Genomic DNA, 20317 nt, shown 5'->3' with positions numbered 1-20317 from the left:
GACGCCACTGACACCGCCGGGCGGCAGCCGGCGCCTGCTCCCCGGCTCCCCTCATCCCCGGTCCGGCTCCGACACCACACGCATGCCCACCCCACGCACCCGGTAGATGCAGGTGTCGTCACCCCACAGCGACGCGTCCGCCACCGCGTAGGGGCCCCGCTCGTCCGTGCCGCTCTCCACGATGTCCATGTCCACCCGGATCAGCCGGTGAGCGGGGGTGATCTGGCCGCGGTACGTCCAGGCCGTCTCCCGGTCGGGGAGCACCGGCTCGAACCGGGGGCGCGGCACACCGGCGGCCGCACCGCCGTCGAGCAGGTGGAACTGGAGCAGCTGGCACATGGCCTCGATGCCCAAGGAACCCGGCTGCACGGGGTCCTGGAAGAAGTGAGCCCGGAAGAACCAGGCGTCCGGGCGCACGTCCTTCTCCGACCGCAACCGGCCCAGCCCCGCACTGCCACCCTGCGGCCAGTAACCCGTGATCCGGTCCAGCATCAGCAGCATGGGTCCCGGCAGACGCAGTTCACCACCGCAGTAGCGATCGGGCCGCGAGGCCAGGTCGACGGTACGGTCGCAGGGCTCGGCCAGACGGTTCCGGTCGTCCGCCGACGAGGCCAGGCCCTGCTGGTCCTCGAAGGCCGACCTCGGGAAGTAGCCGAAGACGGTTTCGGTATCGAACACGGGAACGCCGTCGGCCGAGCACGACACCCGGAACGACTCGATGATCAGGTCGCCGCTGCGCGAGACGCGCGTCAGTTCGGCGCGGGTACGGACCGTGCGGGCCGCCGGGGTCACCTCGCCGGTCACCGTCCCCGTGCCGTCGAGGTTGCGGAACAGCAGGTCAACGTCGGTGGTCAGGGCACTGCCCACGTACGAGGCGAGCCAGCCGCAGGGTTGCAGCGCGGTCTCCATGAGAACGGCGAACGGCATGGTGCGGCCACCGCTCTGCTCGAAGAACCAGGCCCGGTCGGGCACGTCGTACTCCGCGACGACACAACTGCCCTCCCGCATCCCTCCCTGGGGCCCGTCCACCGACACGATCCGGCTCATGAAGTGGTACGGGGGTCCGGGGAGCCGCGCCACTCCCCGGGGGCCGTCGAAGCGCTCGTACATCGTGCCGAACGCCTCGCTCGGCCTGCCCCAGGCGCACGCCAGCAGCGACGGGTAGTCGAAGGGGAACCCGTCGTCGGCCGTGGCCACCGGCCCGTCCTCACGATGGCCCACCAGCCCGCCCAGCCGCGGCAGCGGTACCGGGGCGCCATCGGTCTGTACCGCACCGGGGCCCGTCAGCCGCCACTGCGAGAGCGGCCAGTCGGGCACCAGCCGCAGGGCCATCCCGCGGCCCAGAAACGCCTTCGCCCCGTCCACCGAGCCCAGCACGTCGGCGTGGAGTGTCGGCACCGGGCCCGCCGAGACACCGCGTACGAACACCTCGTAGACGACGCGTCGGTTCCCGGGCGTCGCCTGGCCCCGGCACATCGTCCGGTAGGGCCGGCCGTCGACCGGTTCGAAGCGCCAGCCGTCCCGGTCGACGGTGTACCCCATGGCCGTCAGGTAGAAGGCCATCGCCTGGAGGCCGCCTTGGAACATCAGGGTGCCGGGCATGCAGGGGTCGTTCTTGAAGTGCCCGGCGAAGAACCAGTCCTCCGGTGCCAACGCCGTCTCGGCGCGCAGATAGCCCCGGCCCCACGGGCCTCCGGCCGGGTCGAAGGCGCTCACCTCGTCCAACAGCCGCAGTCTGCCGCCGTCGAGGTGCGGCGAGCGGATGTGGGCCGCCGTGGCCTCCCAGCCGGGACCGAAGCAGTCCGCCGGCCGCCCCTCGGTCAGGGCCCGGAGGCGCTCCGTGCCGAACCGGGCCCGTTCGCAGGGCACGGCAGGCGGGTCGAGCGGCAGGGAGTCATCCGGCGGACACTCGGCCGGGTCCCAGCGGATCCCGCCGCTTCCGGAGAGTTCCGCGGGGGTGAAGAAGCCGGCCTGGCCCTCGCGGACACTGAGCCGTAGCTCGCCGTCCACGTAACAGTCGTAGTGGAAGAAGGCCAGCCGCACGCCCTCGGCCTCCGCGTGGCCGTCGATGTGGATCTCGAAGGACAGGGTGTCACCGGCTCCCGGCGGGGGACCGTGAAAGGTCACTTCGCAGCCGAGCAGCCGGTAGGCGCGTTCACCCCGGTTGAGGAGATCGGCGCCCAGCCAGCTCAGCAGGAGCAGGTCGGCCTGGCCCGCCTCGATCAGCAGGCCGGACGGCATGCGCCCCGTGGAGTCCAGGTACCAGCTGTCGGACCGGATGTCGGTCTCCGTCCAGATCCTGCCGTCGGTGCGCACCGGCCCCGGCATGGCGAGTGCCGCGGGCACCGCGTCGATCCCGGTGACCCGGTCGGCGAACAGCATGGGAGGGCCCGGCATCCGGGTCTGCACCGGGTATCCGTCCTGCTCGGCGAACCGGGGCCCGAACAGGGCGGAGATCTCGTGCGCCGCGAGGTACTCCAGTTGCGCGCGGTCGAACTTCGGTCCCGGCTTCGGCTCGGGCGACGGCGGTTCGGGCGACGGCGGTGAAGCGGGCACACCCGGCACGGGGGCGGGCTTCGGCCGCACGGGGGCGGGCGACGGGAGCGGGCCGGCCGGACGGGGCGCGGCGAACCCGGGTGACTGTACGGCGCCGGGTGCGGAGGCAGCCCGGGTTCCGGCAGACGCCAACGCGGTCACGGCCAGCGCCGACGTCCGCAGGAATCGCTGGTGGGTCTCGGTGTGGCAGGCCATCACCTCCAGGTGCAGCTCGGCGGCCCGCAGGCCGAGCCGGACGACCGCGTCCCGCGCGCTCTTCGGCTCCGGCTCCGGCACCGGCACAGCGGCGGGGGAGGCGGCCGGGAGCGTGGCGGGGCTCTCGGGGACCGGGGGTGCCGGGGCGGCCGGACGGCCGGTGCCGTGGTCGGGGACCGGGGCCAGTTCCGGGGCTCGGGGCAGGGTCGTCACAGCGGGCTCCAGGTAGGGCAGGGACGGGGACGGGACTACGGGAACGGTGACGGTGGGCCCGGGATCCGGGAGTCCGGTCGCGGCACCGCCGAGCCGGGCGAGCAACTCTTCGTAGCGCACCGGCACTCCGGCGACGACGAGTTCGGCCACCGACAGACACAGCTGCCGCAGACCCGTGTCCTGCGGAGCGTCCAGCGCCACGGCAACGTGCTCCCGGTCGCCGAGTACCCGCTTGATCCAGCCGGTGCACAGCCTCCGCGGCCCGTGCTCCACGAAGACCCGGACCCCGTCGGCCCAGGCCTGCTCGACCATGGCCGCGAAGTCGATCGTGCCCATCCCCTGCGCGGTGATCGCATCGGCCGCCCGTTCGGTCGTCGGCCGGTACGACTGTCCGGTCGCTCCGCTGTAGAACCGCACACCGGGCACGTCCACCGTGGGACGGTGATGGACCGCGTGCCACACCTCCCTGACCTCCGCCAGCTCCGGTGCGTGAGCCGCGATGTCGTAGTCCAGCTCGATGGCGAGGTCGGCGCCCAGCCGGGCCACGACTCCCGCACACGCCCGGGACTCGCCGCCGATGACGCAGATCCCGGGCGCGTTCACCGCCATCAGATGAACGGCGGCCTCCTCGGCGAGCGCCGCACGGACCACGTCCAGCGGGGCACCGACCAGGTAACTCGCCCACTTGGAACCCCGAATGCCCCGCCGCTGCCAGTGCCGTCGCACCGCCCGGAGCTCGCCGCTGAGCTCGGTGGTGAACAGGCCGCTCTCCCGCGTGGCCTCGTACAGCCCCTTCGCATCCGGCCACGCCCCCAGCGCGACCAGCGCCGCCGACTCACCCGAGGAGTAGCCGAGCGCGGCATCCGGCCGCAGCCCGAGCACCTCGCGGCTGAACACCGTGTGGCACACCGCCAGTTCCGCGGCGGTCCAGATCTGCTGGAGAACCCCCTGTCGCCCCCCGGACCGCAACCGCGTACCCCGCACCCCATGTCGGTCGCGGACGGTCGCCGCCAGCGACGGCAGGGCGAGCATCAGCTCATGGCCCATGCCCTCGTAGGCGGCCGAGCCGTTGGTGTACACGAACGCGGTCCGCCCCTCGACCGGAGCGTCCCGGTACAGCACGTCGGCCGGCCGGGCCCCGCCCTCCGCCAGCCAGCGGCGGGCGGCCTCCCTGCGGTGCGCGGGCACGGTGTCCCCGTCGGCCAAGAGGGCCAGCCGGGCCGGGCCCGCGCCGGACTCCGCCCCGGCATCCAGCGCGGCCAGCACCTCCCGGCGGTCCGCACCGGAGAAGACGTGCAGGCTCGGAGCAGGACCGCGCAGCCACGGCCGGGCGTCCCCGGCGCGCAGCCGTACGCTCACGGCCGGCCCCTCCAACGGCGCCACGGCGACCCGCGCGGTCCGGGGGACCGCCCCGGTGTCGGCCGGCTCATCCGGGCGGGGGACCGCGCGGTGCTGGAGCGAGAGCGCGGCGACCGCCACGGAGACCAGCCCGGACGCCGCATGGGCACGACCGAAGGCCGCCGCCGGGTCGAACGCCGCGTCGGGGCCGTCGCCGATGACCACGTCCGGCGCGTCGGCGGCTTCCTCGTCCAGCAGGGCGACGACGGTGTCACCGTCCCTGCGCGCGGTATCCAGCAGCTTCAACACGAGGACGACCGCCGCGTCCCCCGGCACGTCCTCGTGCCCCAGCTCCCGCAGGGCGGCCCGGTGAACCGCCTGGCAGCACTGGTCGGCGGCACCGACGAGCGCGGCGTCGGCCTCGCCCGCACGCAGGGCCCTGGCCGCGAGCTCCAGCGCCACCGTCCCGGAGGCCTCCTCGGCGGACACCGTGAACCCCGGTCCGCCGAGGTCGAGTTGGGTGCTGATGCGGTTGGCCGCGAGATTCGGCATGCTGCCCACCACGCCCTCCGCCGTCATCGGCGGAGCAAACGCGTCCCGGGCGGCGTCCGCCGGTGCGCGGGCGCTCAGTCCCGCCTCCTCCAGCCAGTGCGGCACCCGCCAGCGGGCACCGGCCCGAGCCACCTCCGGGTCCACCCCCGTCCCGATGACGACCATGGTCCGCTCGCGGGGCAGCCGCACCGACCGCACCGCCTCCCGGGCGGCCTCCAGCACCAGGAGCTGATGGCGCACGGTCCGCTCCAGACCCAGCGGAGGGAAGCACAGATCCGTCAGCCCCACGGCGAACTCCGCGGCGGGACCACACCGTTCACCGCCCAGCACCGCCCGCCGAAGATCCTCCGCGGACCTCCCCTCGCCCACCCGGGCACCGATCGCGACGATCGCCACCGGGGCACGGCCGTCCGCCCTCCCGGCCGCCGCTCCAGAAGTCGCGGCCGAATCCGGGTGTGCGTCCTGGCGGGACTCCCGAGCACGGCCGGTCCGCCCCGGGCCCCGCGCCGGCCGGGGCACAGCCGGCCGTGACACGTCGTCGGGAAGGTCCACGATCAGATGGGCGTTCGTGCCGCCGAACCCGAAGGCACTCACCGCCGCCCGTCGCCGCCCCGTCCACTCCTCCGGCTCCGAGAGCACCCGCAAAGGCGTACCCGCCAGCGTGTCCAGCGGCCGTCGCACCCCGAGCGTCGCCGGACGCACCCCGGCCCCCAGCGCCCCGAGCACCTTGAGCAGTCCGGCCGCACCGGCCGACGCCAGCAGATGCCCGACATTGGACTTCACCGAGCCGATGGGCACGTCACCGGCCGCACCGAAGACCCGGGCCATGCCACGCGCCTCCACCGTGTCCCCGACCGGCGTCCCCGTCGCATGGCACTCGACCAGCGAAACCGACTCGGGGGCGACGCCCGCCATGTCGTACGCCAGGCGCATGGCCCGGATCTGGCCCTCCTCGGACGGGCTGATCAGCCCGGATCCGCGTCCGTCGTTGGAGAGCCCCACGCCCCGGATCACACCGAGCACGGGGACACCCGAAACCCTGGCGTCGGACAGCCGCATCAGGGCGACAAACCCGGCGCCCTCGCCGTGCACCAGCCCGTCCGCGTCCTGGTGGAACGGGCGACTGCGCCCGGTACGGCTGGACGCGGACAGCCCGCAGAACCCCACATGCAGGTAGAGCGGATCGGGCCGGCTGACCGCACCCGCCACCATCAGATCTGCCGTGCCGTCATGCAGCCGGTCGCACGCCAGCTTGACCGCGTACAACGAGGACGCGCAGGCGGCGTCGAGGGACCACGCCCCCGCGCCGAGCCCGAGCGCGCGGGCCGCGAACACGGCGGGCAGCCCGGAGGAGAAGCGGTTGCGGGCGTCGGGACGTGGACGGCGCCGACCCGCCAGCAGGGCGTCGCGCAGCGGCGGTCGCTGCGCGGAGAGCCAGACGTGTTCGGCGAAGGCGGCGCCGGTCTGCGTCGGGTACGACAGATTGCCCAGCACCAGCCCGCCGCGCGGCAGCGGACCCACCCGGTCCGCCTCGGCGAGCGCCTGCCGCACCCCGTACAGGACCCAGTGGAACAGCGGATCCAGTGAGGAGATCCGCTCCGGGGCGACCCGGAAACCGCCCGGATCGAAGACGGAACCGAACCCCTCGACATAGCCGCCGACCTCGCTCCAGGTGCGGTCGAGGTGGTCCTCCACCGAGCCCATCACCCAGCGGCGCGGGACCCGCCACCGCCCCGCCGGGGCGACCGACAGGCTGCTGCGGCCCGCGGCGATGTTCTCCCAGAACGTGTCCGGGTCGAGCGCACCGGGCAGCACACAGCCCCGGCCGACGACGGCGATCGGTTCGAAATCCATACGGGCGCTCACTTCGAGGACAGGGCGGGAAACCGGCAGGGCGTGGGTCCGGCTGCGGTGTCAGGAAGGGCGGCGGACGAGTTCGACACCGATCAGTTCCAGCAGGACGGATCCGTCGGCATCGATCAGTGCCGCGTCGCAGCGCGCCCCCGTGGTGTGCGCCTTGCGTCCCCGGACCACACACCGCACGGTGCCGTCCACCGGACCGCGCCGGTGCACCCTGCACTCGGCGACGGCCATGGGCAGCGTCCCCGCCCCGAGCACCGCCTCGGCCCAGAGCAGGGCGAGTTGCAGGGCGCCGTCCGCGGCAGCGGCGTCGAGCGGCCAGTGCGCGCCCGCCCACTCCAGGGCGCGCACGCCCACCACGGTCGCCTCGGCCCCGTCGTCCGACACACCGCTCACCGTCCGCAGCGCGTGGAACCGGGGCCCGTGGAACAGGGCCGTCCCCGCGTACGGGGAAGACGCGTCGAGCGGCTTCAGACCCTCGGGGGTCTCCCACGGAGCCGGAACCGGCCTGTCGGCCCAGGTGTCCAGCACCGCCCGGTAGAACGCCAGACCGTCCTCGCCCCGCAGCTCCGCCTCCAGCCCCGAGGGCGCACCGGGCGCGCCCGTGCTGCCGAGCAGGGAGAGCAGGTGGCCCGTACCCGCGAGATCCGGCAGGGGGCACGTCCTGTACACCCGCAGATCCCGCAGGACGAACGGTCCGGGGGCCGGCAGCCATGAAGCGGCCGCACCGGCGAACCAGTTCAGGGCCATCGCCACGGGCAGCACAGGGACATCGGCGGGCGCGTGGTCGGCCAGTTGCGGCAGCGAGTCGGAGCGGACCAGCAGTTGCGCCCCGGAAGGACCGGCGGCCGGCGCCATGGCGGCCGGGTCGTCCCCGGCCACCAGGACGACGCGGGCCTCCCCGGGAGCGGTGCCCAACTCGGCGGTGAAGGCGGCGGCGCCCTGCTCCAGCGGAATGAGCGGAACCCCGGACCGGCCGAAGTGCCCCGCCAGGGACGGCGTCACCATGCCGCCCTGCCAGGGCCCCCAGGCCACGCACCGCACCAGGCAGCCGGGGCGGCGGGCCTGCTCGGCCGACGCGACCTGATGAAGGACCTCGTTGGCCATGGCGTAGTCGCTCTGCCCCGGGTTGCCGAACACGGCGGCCACCGAGGAGAACAGGCAGATCGTCTCCAGCGGATCGTCCGCCGTCGCCGCCAGCAGAGCCCGCAGACCGTCCACCTTGGTGGAGATCACCAGATCGGCCTGATCGTCGCTCTTGTCGGCGATCCGTTTGTCCGCCAGCACACCCGCACCGTGCACGATGCCGGTGACCGGACCCCAGGTGTCGCGTACCTCGCGAAGGGCGGCCGCAAGGGCGACACCGTCGCGGGCATCCACCTGGACGTACCTGACCGGTGAGCCGGCCGCCTCCAGCGCCGCCAGCGTCGCGCGCACCTCGCGCGCCGCCAGGATCTCCCTGGCCCGCGCCGCGATCCGCGCGGGCGAGGAGGCCGCCGCGCCCGTGCCGGCGCGTTCCGCGAGCAGGCGGGTCAGCGACGGCTCGTCGGACGCCGATCCGAGGCCCTCGGGTTCGGCGCCCGGGTCGGTTCGGCCCACCAGGACGATCCGCGGACGGTGGGTCCTGGCCAGGTCCAGCAGGGCGGCGGCGGTCACACCGCGCGCGCCGCCGGTGGCCACGATCACGGACGAGGAGGTGATCCGCCGGGCACCGTCGCCGGCGGACGTCACCGCGGAGGACACCATCCGCAACAGGGCCCGGGTGCCGTCCGCGCGGAGGCCGACCTCCCTGTCGGCGCCGCCTTCGAGCAGTTCCCGTACGACCGCGTCGGCGACGGTCTCGTCGTCCCGGCCGCCCCGCTCGCAGTCGACGATCCTGACCGAGCCGTCCGGCCACTCCTTCGCCGCGGTCCTGGCCAGACCGGCGACCCCACCGAGCCAGGCACGGCCGGCGGCGTGGCCGCCGAGCCCGAAGTCGCCCCCGGTGTCCTGCACGGTCACGAACAGGCTGCCGCCCTCGGGCGCCCGCGCCGCCACCGTACGCGCCGCACGGAGCGCCGACCGGTGGACCTCTCCGGCCGCCTCCTGCGTGGCGGCAGCGGTCAGCCCGCCGAGATGGACGACGGCCCGTGCGTCCGGGGGCACCGTCGCCGCGAAGACGGCGTTCACGCCGTGCTCGGCGAGCTTGCGGGCCACCAGGCCGGTCAGCCCGCACCCGTCCGGACCCTCACCGGTCACGACGACCGGACCGCCCAGCAGCCCCGCTGTCGCCAGGCCGGCGGCCGGTGACTCCACCATGCGCGGGACGAGTCTCGTCAGTGCGGCCTGCTCGCCGGACGCGGCGTGGGGACCGGGAAACCCGGCACCCTCCGGAGCGGCGGTGCCTGTGGAAGGCGCGGGCCCGGGGCCCGTGGCGAGCGCGTCGACGATCTCGCGCAGGGTGTGGAGCCGGCCGAGGTGCCCGAAGTCTCCGGCCGCGAGGTCACCCAGCTCACGGCGAACGGCCGACAGGATCTCGACCCGCTTGATGGAGTCGACTCCGAGATCCGCCTCCAGCTCCATGTCCATGTCGAGCATGTCGGCCGGATAACCGGTGAGCCGGGCCACCGCAGACAGGAGGAGCGCTTCCAGCTCCGACGGCGACAGGGACACGACACCATCACCATCTCCGTCACCATCGACCGGAACCGGAGACGGAGACGGTACGGGGACGGGGACGGGATCGGCGGGTGCCGGAGGTACGGGGCCGGCGGGTGCGGCCGGAGCGGGCACGGCCGCCGTGGTGCCGATCGCCCCCATGACCGGCGCCTGCGGCGGTGACGACGGGAGAGCGAGTGGCAGCGGTCCCGGGGGAACGGGTGCGGTGAGTGTGTCCGTGTCCCCGGCGGAAGGCATTCCCAGCATCGCGGCCAGGCTCGCCTCGGTCATCCGGAGAAAGGCCATGTGACTGTCCGCCAGCATCCGTTGGCAGGCCGCGTGGGCCTCGGCCGTCTGCCGGTGGACCTGGTCGACCGCCGCGTACAGGTCGGTACTGTGCGGGATGGCCTCGGGCGTGGGCACGGGCGCCGCCGGCTGGGCGTGAACGGGAGCGGACGCGGGGACATGGGCGGGCGTAGGGGCCGTCTCGGTGTCGGACACGGGTACGTGCGCGGGCATGGGGGCCGCCCGGGTGTCGGACTCGGGCACGTGCGCGGGCTCCGGCCGGTGTTCCGGTTCGCCCTCCGGCCCGGTGGCCGGCCCGGTGGCCGGGTGGCAGTTGGCTCCGCTGATTTTCACGGTCATTCGGGGCGCGCGCTCCTTCGCTGAGGTTTCGGGCGAGTCGTAAGGGGCCCAGAGAGTGCCGAAGTCGAGGGGGACACCGCGCACGGCGAGTTCACCGAGCGCGGTGTGCAGGCTGGTGACCCCGTTGCGGCCCGGCCGGTCCAGGGAGACGGCCGCATGCCGGCGGTCACCGAGAATCTGTCCCACCAGGACGGTCAGCGCGTTCCCCGCCCCGATCTCGACGAAGGTCCGCACGCCGCTCGCGTACATCGCCTCGATCTGGTCCTGGAACAGCACAGGCGAGGCGAGGTGACCGGTGATCCGGCGGCGCACTTCCTCGGGGGCCGAGGGATACGGTGCCGCGTCGGCGTTGCCGTAGACCTCGATCCCGGGCCCCGTGAGCGGCACAGCGCGCAGATACGCGGCGAGCGGCTCGGCGGCCGGCGCGACCAACGGGCTGTGGAAGGCGTTCGACGCGGCCAGCCGCCTGGTCACCACCCCCTCGTCGGCGAACGCCGTCTCGGCGCGCCCGACAGCCTCCGCGGACCCCGAAAGCACCACCTGGCGGGGGGCGTTGTGATTGGCCGGCCAGAGATCACCGAATCCGCCCCCGGCCAGCACCTTCGCCACCTGCTCCCGGTCAGCCGCCACGGCCAGCATCGCACCGGGCACACCCGCCGCGTCCCGCATCAGCTCACCACGGCGACGGGCGAGCCCCACCAACGACTCGGCGTCCAGCACACCCGCGCAGTGCAGCGCCACCAGCTCACCGAAGCTGTGCCCCGCCACGCAGTCCGGACGCAACCCCAGCTCACGCACCACCTCCAGCACCGACAGCGCGTGCACCGCGAGCGCGGGCTGCGCCCACTCGGTGGCGTCCAGCAGCGCCCGCCGGGCCGCCCGTTCCTCATCGGTGAAGGCCGGCGGCGGGAACACGGCCCGGTGCAGGGGCCGCCCCTCGAAGCGGGTGCCGCCCAGCCGGTCCCACACGGCCTGGGCGGCGGGCGCCAGCATCGCGAGGGCGGCGCCCATCCCGACGTACTGGGAACCCTGTCCGGGAAACAGGAAGCCGATGCGGCCGGGCTCGGGCTCCCCGTACGCGTACCGGATTCCGGACGGTGTGGAGAACGCCGTGCCGGGCCGCTGTCCGATCAGCGCGAGCGCCTGCCCGTACTTCTCCCTCAGATCCTCACCGTCGTCGGCGACGATCGCCAGGCGCACCCGGTCGGTGGGGGAGAAGGCGGCGTGGCTCTCCCGCGCCCGCGCGGCGAGCGGACGGCCGTCGTCCGGAGCCGGGAGCGCGAGGTCCGCCGGGGACGCGCCGCTGAACAGGACCAGTTCGCTCGGCGCCGTCCGGTGGCGCAGGGCCAGGCGGCCCGGGGCGCCCGAGGGCGCGTACTCCTCCAGCGTGACGTGGAAGTTGCTGCCGCCGAACCCGAAACTCGACACCGAGGCCCGGCGCGGATGCCCGGCGGGCCGCACCCAGGGGCGCGTCTCGGTGTTCACGTAGAACGGGCCGTCCGGACCGGCCGCCGCCGGGTTGGGCCGCTCGACCTTCACGGTCGGCGGCAACACCTTGTGGTGCAGGGCCATGACGGCCTTGAGCAGCCCCGCCGCACCCGCCGCACACTTGGTGTGGCCGATCTGCGACTTCACCGAGCCGATCGCACACCAGGGACCGTCCGAACGGCCCGACGCACCGAACACCTCGCCCAGAGCGGCCAGTTCGGCGGTGTCCCCGGCCTTGGTGCCCGTCCCGTGCGCCTCGACCAGTTCCACGGTCTCCGGCCCGTACCCCGCGTCCTCGTAGGCGCGTCGCAGGGCCTTCGCCTGCCCGTCCGGCAGCGGGGCGTAGATCGCCGTGCTCCTGCCGTCGGACGAGGTGCCGATGCCCCGGATCACCGCGTGGATCCGGTCGCCGTCCCGCTCCGCGTCCGCCAACCGCTTCAGCGCGTACATGACGACCGCTTCGCCGAGCATGGTGCCGTCCGCCGCGGCCGAGAACGGCCGGCAGTCACCACTGGGCGACAGCGCGGGCGTCTTGGAGAAGCAGAGGAACATGCCGACGTCGTTCCCCGTGTCCACACCCCCGCTGATCACCAGATCGGCCCGGCCGAGCGCCAGCTCACCGACCGCCGTGGACAGCGCCGCCAGGGAACTGGCGCACGCGGCGTCGGTGGTGTGGTTGATGCCGTGCAGATCGAACCGGTTGGAGATCCGGCCGGCGACGACATTGCCCAGCAGGCCGGGAAAGGTCGACTCCCGCCACGGAGCGAATCGCGCCGAGATGCGGTCGCACACGGCCTGCGCCTCCGCCTCCCCGAGACCGCTCTCCCGCAGCGCGGCGAGCCACACCGGGCGATGGGTGCGCCCGTACATGTGGGGGAGGAGTTCCAGGGCGGCCGCGCCGAGGACGACACCGGTCCGCTCCCGGTCCACCCGGTCCCGGCCACCGGCGTCCGCCAGCACCTGGTCGGCGACCATCAGAGCGAGGAGCTGCGACGTGTCCGTCGACGACAGACCGGTGGGGGGCACCCCGTACGCCATCGGGTCGAAGTCCACCTCCGGCAGGAACGCGCCCCGGCGGGCGTACGTCTTGTCGGGCGCGGCCGGGTCCGGATCGTAGTGGTCCTCCACCCGCCAGCGGGACGCCGGCACTTCGGTGATCAGGTCCCGCCCGCCGCACACGATCCGCCAGTATCCGGCCGCGTCCGTCGCGCCGGGCACCAGAGCGCCCACCCCGACCACGGCCACGGGGTTGCGGCCGGACGGGGCGGCGTCCACGGCATCTCCTGGAATCGGGGGCATCGGCAGGGTCGGCGCCTCCGGAACGCCGGGGCCGCTCACGCCAGCTCGCACGGCACGTAGGTGAAAGCCTGAGGAGGCAAAGGAACTCCATGGGTACGCAGTTGATGGGCGCGGGTGAGCACGGCCGCGCCTTCGAGCAGGTTGAGAGCGATCTGCACCACGGTCCGGTGCCCGGGTTCGGCCAGCCAGGTGCCCGCCACCCACTGGTTGAAGGCACCCATCGACGGCCCGCACCAGATCTGGTAGTCGGCCCGCCGCGCCCCGTGCCCGGTGATCGCCCAGCGGCTCGAACTGCCCAGGTACCAGCGGAAGACCAACGCCATCCGGTGTTTCGGATCCGCCTGCGCGCGCGTGATCTCGGCGGGGTCGCGCTCCTCCCAGAACGCCCGCGTACGCTGCCAGACCTCCTCGAACGGGGCCCGCAGCACATCACGTTCGAGCAGGGCGCGCAGGGCGGGCGGGATCTCCTCCAAGGAGCCGTGCGTCCGGTACGCCGCGTGGAGCCGGCCGGCCCGCTGCGCGAACATCGTGCCGCGCGACAGCACCTGGAGCTTCACCCCCAGCTCGAACATGTCGGCCGCCGGGGCCATGGCCACATCGGCGATGTCCGCGTCGCACAGCATCGCCTTGGCCTCGTCGGACAGACCGGCCTCGGCGGAGGTCTGGTTCACCGACCCGACGACCACGTACGACGCGCCGAGAGCGAAGGCGCCGGCCACCGCCTCAGGAGTGCCGAGGCCGCCGGCCGCACCGATCCCGACCGGCCGGCGGTAGCCGAACCTCCGGCAGAGCGTGTCGCGCAGCGCGGCGATCCTCGGCAGCAGGACCGACAGCGGCCGGTTGTCGGTGTGCCCGCCGCTGTCCGCCTCCACCGTGATGTCCTCGGCCACCGGCACACGGGCCGCCAGATCCGCCTCCTCCCGGGTCAGCCTGCCCTCGGCCACCAGGGAGTCCAGGAGGGCGGCCGGGGCGGGGGAGAGGAACCTTTCGGCCACCTCGGGCCGGGAGACCTTCGCGAGCATCCGGGTCGGCCGGACGATGTCCCCGTGCGCGCCCCGGCGCAGTCCCCGGGCCGAGCACCACACGACGGCCGGGGTCAGCTCCATGTACGCCGACGCGGAGACCCGGGGCACACCGCAGCGCACGAGAAGCTCGGCGACGCGCGTCTCCAGGGCCGGTTCGGCCGGTGAGTGGATGAGGTTCACACCCCAGTTCCGGCGCCCGCCCAGCTCATCGACCAGCGTGCGTACGGCCCGCTCCACCTCCCCGTACGCCAGCCCGCCCGCGCCGAAGAAGCCGAGCATGTCCCCCCGGGCCATCGCCGACACCATGGCCGTGGTCGCGATGCCGTTGGCCATCTCGCCCGCGACATAGGGGAACCGGACACCGTGCGCCTCGCAGAAGGTACGGCCGCCGAGCCACTCGGGGTACAGCGGCGGCAGCGTTCCGACGACCCGCCCCGAGGGCGTGGGACCGTGCGCGAGCCCCAGCTCACGGCCGTCCGGCCCACTGACCACGTGGACCGGCTCACGGATGCGCCGGGCGCAGGCCGCGATCCCGTCGGGTGCGAAGGCCGGCGGGGACGCGGCAGGGGAGCCGGAAGCAGTGGCGAGGAGGGGCACGGGGAGGCTCCAACGGGGCAGGACGCGGATCGGTCGAGGGGGAAGGAGAGCGCTGGGGTGGACTGGCCCGAGGTCAGGCGCAGCGAGCGGGCGGGGAAGCCGTCGCGGGTGGTCCGGACACCGGCAGGGGGCCCGGAGCCACGCCGGACCAGAGGTAGTCGAGGCCCACCGCGGCGGATGCGGCCGACGGGCCGAGCAGCGCCCTGACGCGGGTGTCGTCGAACCGTCGCCGGTGGGCGAGGTAGGCCGTCATGCCCGGGTAGAAGTCCAGCAGGGCCTCAAGAGCCGAAGGCCTCCCCGAACGGCCGGCGACCAGGTCGATCGAGAAGGGCCCCAGCCGCTCCAGCAGGGCCACGAACGTCGGCACGGGCACATCGCGGTCATGGACGACGTGGTAGGTGTCGACCCCGCCCGAGGGCGTCCGCCCGGCCAGCCGCACCATGACCTCGGCCGCGTGCTCCACCTGCAGGAGGTTCAGCCGGCCGTGCCGGTGCCCCACCATCCGGACGCGCGGGGCGGACCCGGTGTGGCACCCGGGAGCGTGCGGTGACACACCTCTGTCGCCCTCCGGCCCCGCGGCGCGCAGCGCCTCCCGCAGGATCCGCTCGATGACGAGCAGCGGATGCGAGGGAAGTTCGGGGTGCGGCGGCAGGTCGGTGACCAGGATGCTCGGCCGCAGGACCAGCACGGGCCGGCCGTGCTCCCTGGACCAGGCGTGAACCAGCAGCTCCGCCTCGTACTTGGAGCGCTCGTAGGCGTTCTCGAAGCCGCAGGTGTCATCGAGTTCGTCCTCGTACGCCACCCCCTCGCGCCGCGACCCCGCCACGAATGCGGTGCTCACGTGGTGCACGCGGGGCCGCAGTCGGCTCGCCGCCGCCAGCTCCAGGACATGCCGTGTCCCTTCGACATTGGTCCGGCGCAGCTCGGGAAGGTCGCCCTCCAGGTTGATGCTGCCCGCGCTGTGCCAGATCGCGCCGGTGGTGTCGGCCAGGTCCCGGAACGCCCGCTCCGACAGCCCCAGCCTGGGCCGCGCGAGATCGGTCTCCACCACCCGCAGCCGGACCGGAAGCTCGGCGGTGAACGCCTCGGGTGCGCCCGTCAGTTCGAAGAACCGGGTGATCCGGCGCAGCGCGTCCCCCGATCCCGCGTGGGCCAGGACTGTCAGCGACCGGTGCGTGTCGAGCAGACGACGCAGCAGGCGCAGTCCGAGAAATCCGGTGGCGCCGGTGAGGGCGACTTGCACGGCCATGGCTCCAAGGGCTTCGGAAGGACGGGCCCGCGCGGAGGCGGGGGAGGAGGGGGCGTCGGTGGGGCGACCGGGACGGGACGCGACATGCCGTACCGGCGGCGGGGCACGCCACGAGCGGCTCGACCGGTCGGGCCGGCCCGGTGCTGCGAGCGTTCGCCGCTTCTCCGACGTCCCCGGCCTCGCCATCAGCTCCTCGGCCCTTTCCGGGCGCGATGATCTCCGGCGCACGGCACACGATGACAGACGGCGGCCGGAGCGAACGCCCCCGATTCGGCCTGCTCACTCGAACGGAGTACGGCGCACGACGGCAGGCGCACGCCTCCACCGAAGGCGGAAACCGTCCCCGCATCCATCCCCGCATCCGTCCCCGTCCAAGAGGCCCGTCCCCCCTTCGAGGGATCTTGCCGAGCGCGCCGCGACCGAGGAGTCTTCGACCGTGCCGCGCCGGACAGCCGTGGCCTCCGAGCCGAGGGAGAGCAGACACGGCACGGGCGACGGGCATCGCAAGCGGTCCGAAACGAGCTACGGAACCACCCGCCGCACCGCGCGGGAACCGGGCCGTTCGGGAAGGGCGGGCGCCGGTCGCCGGGGCCGGTACACCGTCGCGCGCGGTCATCCTGAGGAACACGGCGGGGCTGGATGGCCGGCCGCCGTCCACAACGTCCCGCCACGGAGGCGGTCCGCGGCCCGCACCCGTACCTCCGCCCCGCACGCACCGTCACGCATTGGAGCCGAAGCCCCATGTCCGATTCCGATCAATCCGGCTCCCCGGCGCAGTCGGCGCCCACGCCGACCGCCCCGTCGATCCCGCCCGCCCGGCCCGCCCCGTCAGGTCAGCCGGACCACTCCAGCGAGTCGGGCCGGACCGAGCGCCCCGTTTCCCCTCCCCACCGGCCCGCCCACTCCGTCGACCGCGCCTTCCTCAACCTGGAACGCCGCCGCCCCGACGTCCATTGGGACGCCGGCGGCGTCGCGTACTTCAGCGGCCCGCCCCCCGCCCTCGCCGACCTCCGCGCATACGTGGGCCACGGCCTGGGGAAGCTGCCTCTGCTCACGAGCCGGATCGAGGGCGGCAGGCGGCCCCGCTGGCAGCCGGACGCCGGCTTCGACGTGGACCTGCATGTGCACGAGGTCGTCGCCGACGGCCCGGCCGGGTGGGACCGCGCCCTGCACACCGCGCTCAACGCCCCGTTCGCGGCCGGTACCTACTGGGGGGTCTGGCTGATCCACGGCCACGCCCCCGACGCGTACGCCGTCTGCTACCGCTTCCGCCACGCCTGTCAGGACGGTTCGGCCGCGGCCATGACCTTCCGGGCCATGCTCGGCGAGGGGGAGCCCTCGGCCCGGCCGGTGCCGGAACGGAGCCGTCGGGCCGCGATGCCCCGGCGTGTGGCCTCGGCCGCCGGCCTGGCCGTGAAGTTCGTCGCCCGCACCCTCGTCGTACGCGGACACCGCCCCGCCGCCGTGTCCGCCCCCGCCGGGGAACGGCAACTGTGGCGTGGCCGCGTACCGGTGGACACCCTCCGCCGGATCGGCGAGGCCCGCGGCGGCTCGGTCCACGACGTGCACCTCGCCGCGCTCACAGGGGCGTTGCGGGCCTGGTCACAGCGCTCGGGTGTACCTCTCCCACGGGTGACGGCCGTACTGCCCGTCGACGCACGGCGCCCCGACGAGGAACAGACCTGGGGAAACCGCTGCTTCGCCCTGCCGCTGGAACTCCCGGTCCGGATCACCTCGTCCCATCCGGACGGGACCCCGGACCGTGACGCGGCCCTGCGGCGACTGGACCACGTCATGACGGCTACCCGGAAGCTCCGGGGCGACGTGTGGCGGCAGGCCATCGGGGACCTGGTCCGTTTCATGCCGGCCCGTCCCACCGAGTGGTACATGCGCAGGGTCCTCTCCCCACGCGTCACCAACGTCATGGCCACCTCCATGCCCCTCGCCGACAAGGGCAGCCTCGGGGAGAGCCAGGTGACCGGCACCGCACTCCTGCCCCTGCTCGTGCCCGGACACCTCTTCGCGGTCGGGCTCTCGTTCTTCGGCCAGTGGGCCGAGGTCTCCATGGTCGCCCACCGCGGCCTGCCGCTGGGCGAACTCCTGCCGGAGCTGTGGGAGCAGGCCGTGAAGGAACTGGAGGACGGCTCGACGCCGGAATGACGCGGGCGGCCGCCGCACGGCCTGCCGTGCGGGGCACCCGCACGCCACCGTTTCCCCTGTGCGGTCCGCTCGTTGGTGTCACGGGCAGGCCGCTCACGCGGCCGAACGGCCGGCCGGACCACCCGCCGGGCCACGGGGCCTCCCATGCCGGGGCCCCTCGGGAAGACCTGTCACGACGGAGCAGCGCGATGGACGTCACGGATGTGCACCACTCCTACCGGCAGCAAACCGTGCTCGCAGGAGTCGACCTCCATCTGCGGCCCGGCACGCTCGCCGGGATCGTCGGGGAGAACGGCGCGGGCAAGACCACACTGCTCAAGGTGCTCGCCGGTGAACTCAGGCCCGACCGGGGGACGGTGCGACACCGCGGCAGATTCGGCTACTGCCCGCAGGCCGTCGTCCTGGACGACTCGTTCACCGTCCGCCAGCACCTCGACTTCTTCCGGAGCGCGTTCGGCCTCCCCGACCTGCTACGGGCCCGCGAAGTGATGGAGATCCTCGCCTTCACCGAGTACCTCGACCACCGGGCGGGCCTGCTCAGCGGCGGCTCCAGGCAGAAGCTGAACCTCACCCTGGCGCTCATGCACGATCCGGACGTCCTGCTGCTGGACGAGCCCTACCAGGGGTTCGACTGGGAGACATATCTGCGCTTCTGGGAGCTGGCGACGAGCCTGCGCGACGCCGGACGCTCGGTGCTGGTCGTCTCGCACCTCGCGTACGACATCGACCGGCTCGACCTGCTGTGGCGTCTGGAGGGCGGGCGACTGCACCGCCAGGACACCCGTACGGAGGCGACGGCGTGAGGCGGCACTGGTCCCTGTTCACCACAGCCTCCCGGTACGCGCTGATCGGCCACGCCCGCAACCGGTTCGCGATGCTGCTGGTCGTCGTGTACATCCCCGTGTGGATCGGCCTGGCCTACGTGGCCATCCCCGACCGGCCGGCACCGTTCCGGCTACGGGCCACGGGCGAGGTCCTGTCCCCGCCCGGCAACCACCTCACCCAGATCACCGGCGCGCTGAACGCGGTCACCCTGATCGCCGGCTTCATGATGTTCGCCGCCACCTTCACCGGCGGCGCCTTCGACCGCCGCCTGGCCATGGCGGGTTACCCGCGCTACCACCTCGTCCTCGCCAAGCTCTCCGCGCTCACCCTGGTCTGCACGGCCGTCGCCGCCTACGCCACGGCCGCGGCCGGCTTCGCCTGGTCCCCCCGCCAGCCCCTCATGCTGGCCGCCGGACTGTTCCTCGCCGCCCTGACCTACGGGGCGCTCGGAGTGGTCTTCGGCTCGGTGCTCCGCCGCGAGGTGGAAGGCATGTTCGCCATCCTGATGATCAGCATCCTCGATGTCGCCCTGCAGAACCCCCTCTCCAGCTCCGGTTCGGACAGCCCCGTCGTGCACTTCCTGCCGACGTACGGAGCCGTGCAGGCCGGCATGGCCGCGGCCTTCTCCGACGCCCCGGTGGGCGAGGGCCTCGCGATCCAGGTCCTCTGGCTCACCGGGGCCGCGTGCGCGGGGCTGCTGGTCTTCCGCAGGCGCACCCGCGACGCGCTGCCGCCCCAGCGGACGGCGAGCGTCCCTGTGCCCGCCCGGCACCCGGAGGCCTCCGGCCGGTCGGAAACGCCCCGGCGTCCATCCCGCTCGCGGCAGCCGTGACCTACGAATGCCGGTGATCGTTCTGTCGTCGCGGGCGCCGAAGCGGCGCCCGCGACGACACCCCCTCGTGCAAGGAGCACCACCCCCATGACCCTTTCGCGTACCGCCCGCAGCACGGTCCTCGCCGTCGCCCTCCTGTCCGCGTCCGCGCTCGCCGTTCCCTCCCCGGCGCGGGCCGCCGGCCTTCCGCCCGCGTGTCAGGAAGCGCTGCTGGAAACCTTCGACAAGTTCCCCGTCGTCGACTTCACGGTCCCGGACAAGGCCAAGAACACCATGCTCGGCGAGGTCCTCGGCCTCAGCGAGACCGACCAGAAGGTCTTCACCGAGAAGGCATGCGCCGCCTGGAACACCTGGGCGACCGACAACGGCCAGGCCGTCGCAGCAGACCTGGACACCCGCTACCGCAACGCGGCCGGGCCCGTGTGCAACAAGTTCGCCAAGTCATCCCTGGCGACGATCAAGAAGTACGCTCCGAACGTGCCCGCCGAGACGCGCGAGCTGGAGAAGCTGGCCAAGCGGATCTGGAAGAGCTCCATGGAGAAGCTCACCGCCGGCGCCACCAACGCCGACTGCCGTGCCGCGTACGACGCGGCGAAGGCGGGCTGGTAACGGAACCCACCGGGCCGCGCCGCGCTCCGGACGGGTTCCCGTTCGGAGCGCGGCGCGGCGAACGGCCCGCCTGGGCCGGCCCGTCATCTCCTCGGATCCCGTGACCTTCGGCCGACCACCGTCCGATGCTCACCGCCCGTGCGCCTCACTGCGCGCCGGGCGGCGCCGCACACGGCAAGAGCAAGACCTGTGCGCTCGCTGAAGCAGGTGATTCCGGCCCGTGCGCGTTCCGCGTTC

At 73.8% G+C, this 20317-nt stretch carries 8 protein-coding genes; 4 read left to right on the top strand and 4 right to left on the bottom strand.

All coding sequences use genetic code 11. The features are described 5' to 3' along the window. Window positions 1-51: 51 nt before the first annotated feature. From B082_RS0116180 to B082_RS36195, 4 genes are all read right to left on the bottom strand, one after another. Window positions 52-6708, bottom strand: coding sequence for a type I polyketide synthase (locus tag B082_RS0116180; RefSeq protein ID WP_018552856.1), 6657 nt, complete (start codon window positions 6706-6708; stop codon window positions 52-54). A gap of 60 nt (window positions 6709-6768) precedes the next feature. Next, complete coding sequence (locus B082_RS0116175) at window positions 6769-12783, bottom strand: type I polyketide synthase (RefSeq protein ID WP_051094628.1); 6015 nt, start codon at window positions 12781-12783, stop codon at window positions 6769-6771. Window positions 12784-12818: 35 nt separating this feature from the next. After that, complete coding sequence (locus tag B082_RS0116170) at window positions 12819-14405, bottom strand: PfaD family polyunsaturated fatty acid/polyketide biosynthesis protein (protein ID WP_018552854.1); 1587 nt, start codon at window positions 14403-14405, stop codon at window positions 12819-12821. Window positions 14406-14478: 73 nt separating this feature from the next. Next, the gene (locus B082_RS36195) at window positions 14479-15654 is read right to left on the bottom strand and encodes an SDR family oxidoreductase (protein WP_018552853.1); all 1176 of its coding nucleotides are present in this window, start codon (window positions 15652-15654) and stop codon (window positions 14479-14481) included. Between the two features lie 741 nt (window positions 15655-16395). Between B082_RS36195 and B082_RS36190 the strand changes: the two genes are divergently transcribed. The 4 genes from B082_RS36190 to B082_RS0116145 all read left to right on the top strand — a co-directional run bounded on the left by B082_RS36190 (window position 16396) and on the right by B082_RS0116145 (window position 20080). Further along, window positions 16396-17814: a wax ester/triacylglycerol synthase domain-containing protein gene (locus tag B082_RS36190; protein ID WP_018552852.1), complete on the top strand. Its 1419-nt coding sequence runs from the start codon at window positions 16396-16398 to the stop codon at window positions 17812-17814. A gap of 188 nt (window positions 17815-18002) precedes the next feature. Further along, window positions 18003-18617 carry an ABC transporter ATP-binding protein gene (locus B082_RS0116155; protein ID WP_018552851.1) on the top strand — a complete coding sequence of 205 codons (615 nt, stop codon included), beginning with the start codon at window positions 18003-18005 and terminating at the stop codon, window positions 18615-18617. Beyond that, window positions 18614-19471, top strand: coding sequence for a hypothetical protein (locus B082_RS0116150; protein WP_018552850.1), 858 nt, complete (start codon window positions 18614-18616; stop codon window positions 19469-19471). Before B082_RS0116155 ends, B082_RS0116150 begins: the two co-directional genes overlap by 4 nt. 87 nt (window positions 19472-19558) lie before the next feature. After that, on the top strand, window positions 19559-20080 hold the full coding sequence (locus B082_RS0116145) for a hypothetical protein (RefSeq protein ID WP_018552849.1): 522 nt from the start codon (window positions 19559-19561) through the stop codon (window positions 20078-20080). Window positions 20081-20317 lie beyond the last annotated feature (237 nt).

The organism is Streptomyces sp. ATexAB-D23 (assembly GCF_000373645.1).
Lineage (GTDB): Bacteria > Actinomycetota > Actinomycetes > Streptomycetales > Streptomycetaceae > Streptomyces > Streptomyces castrisilvae.
Note: the sequence above shows the minus strand (reverse complement) of the source record. Positions and strands in the feature narration are given on the sequence as shown.

Bases quoted from the DNA above. Each gene is read 5' to 3' on its own strand.
- B082_RS0116145 (WP_018552849.1), top strand. From the start codon at position 19,559: ATGACCCTTTCGCGTACCGCCCGCAGCACGGTCCTCGCCGTCGCCCTC.
- B082_RS36195 (WP_018552853.1), bottom strand. From the start codon at position 15,654: ATGGCCGTGCAAGTCGCCCTCACCGGCGCCACCGGATTTCTCGGACTG.
- B082_RS36190 (WP_018552852.1), top strand. From the start codon at position 16,396: ATGTCCGATTCCGATCAATCCGGCTCCCCGGCGCAGTCGGCGCCCACG.
- B082_RS0116175 (WP_051094628.1), bottom strand. From the start codon at position 12,783: ATGCCCCCGATTCCAGGAGATGCCGTGGACGCCGCCCCGTCCGGCCGC.
- B082_RS0116180 (WP_018552856.1), bottom strand. From the start codon at position 6,708: ATGGATTTCGAACCGATCGCCGTCGTCGGCCGGGGCTGTGTGCTGCCC.
- B082_RS0116155 (WP_018552851.1), top strand. From the start codon at position 18,003: ATGGACGTCACGGATGTGCACCACTCCTACCGGCAGCAAACCGTGCTC.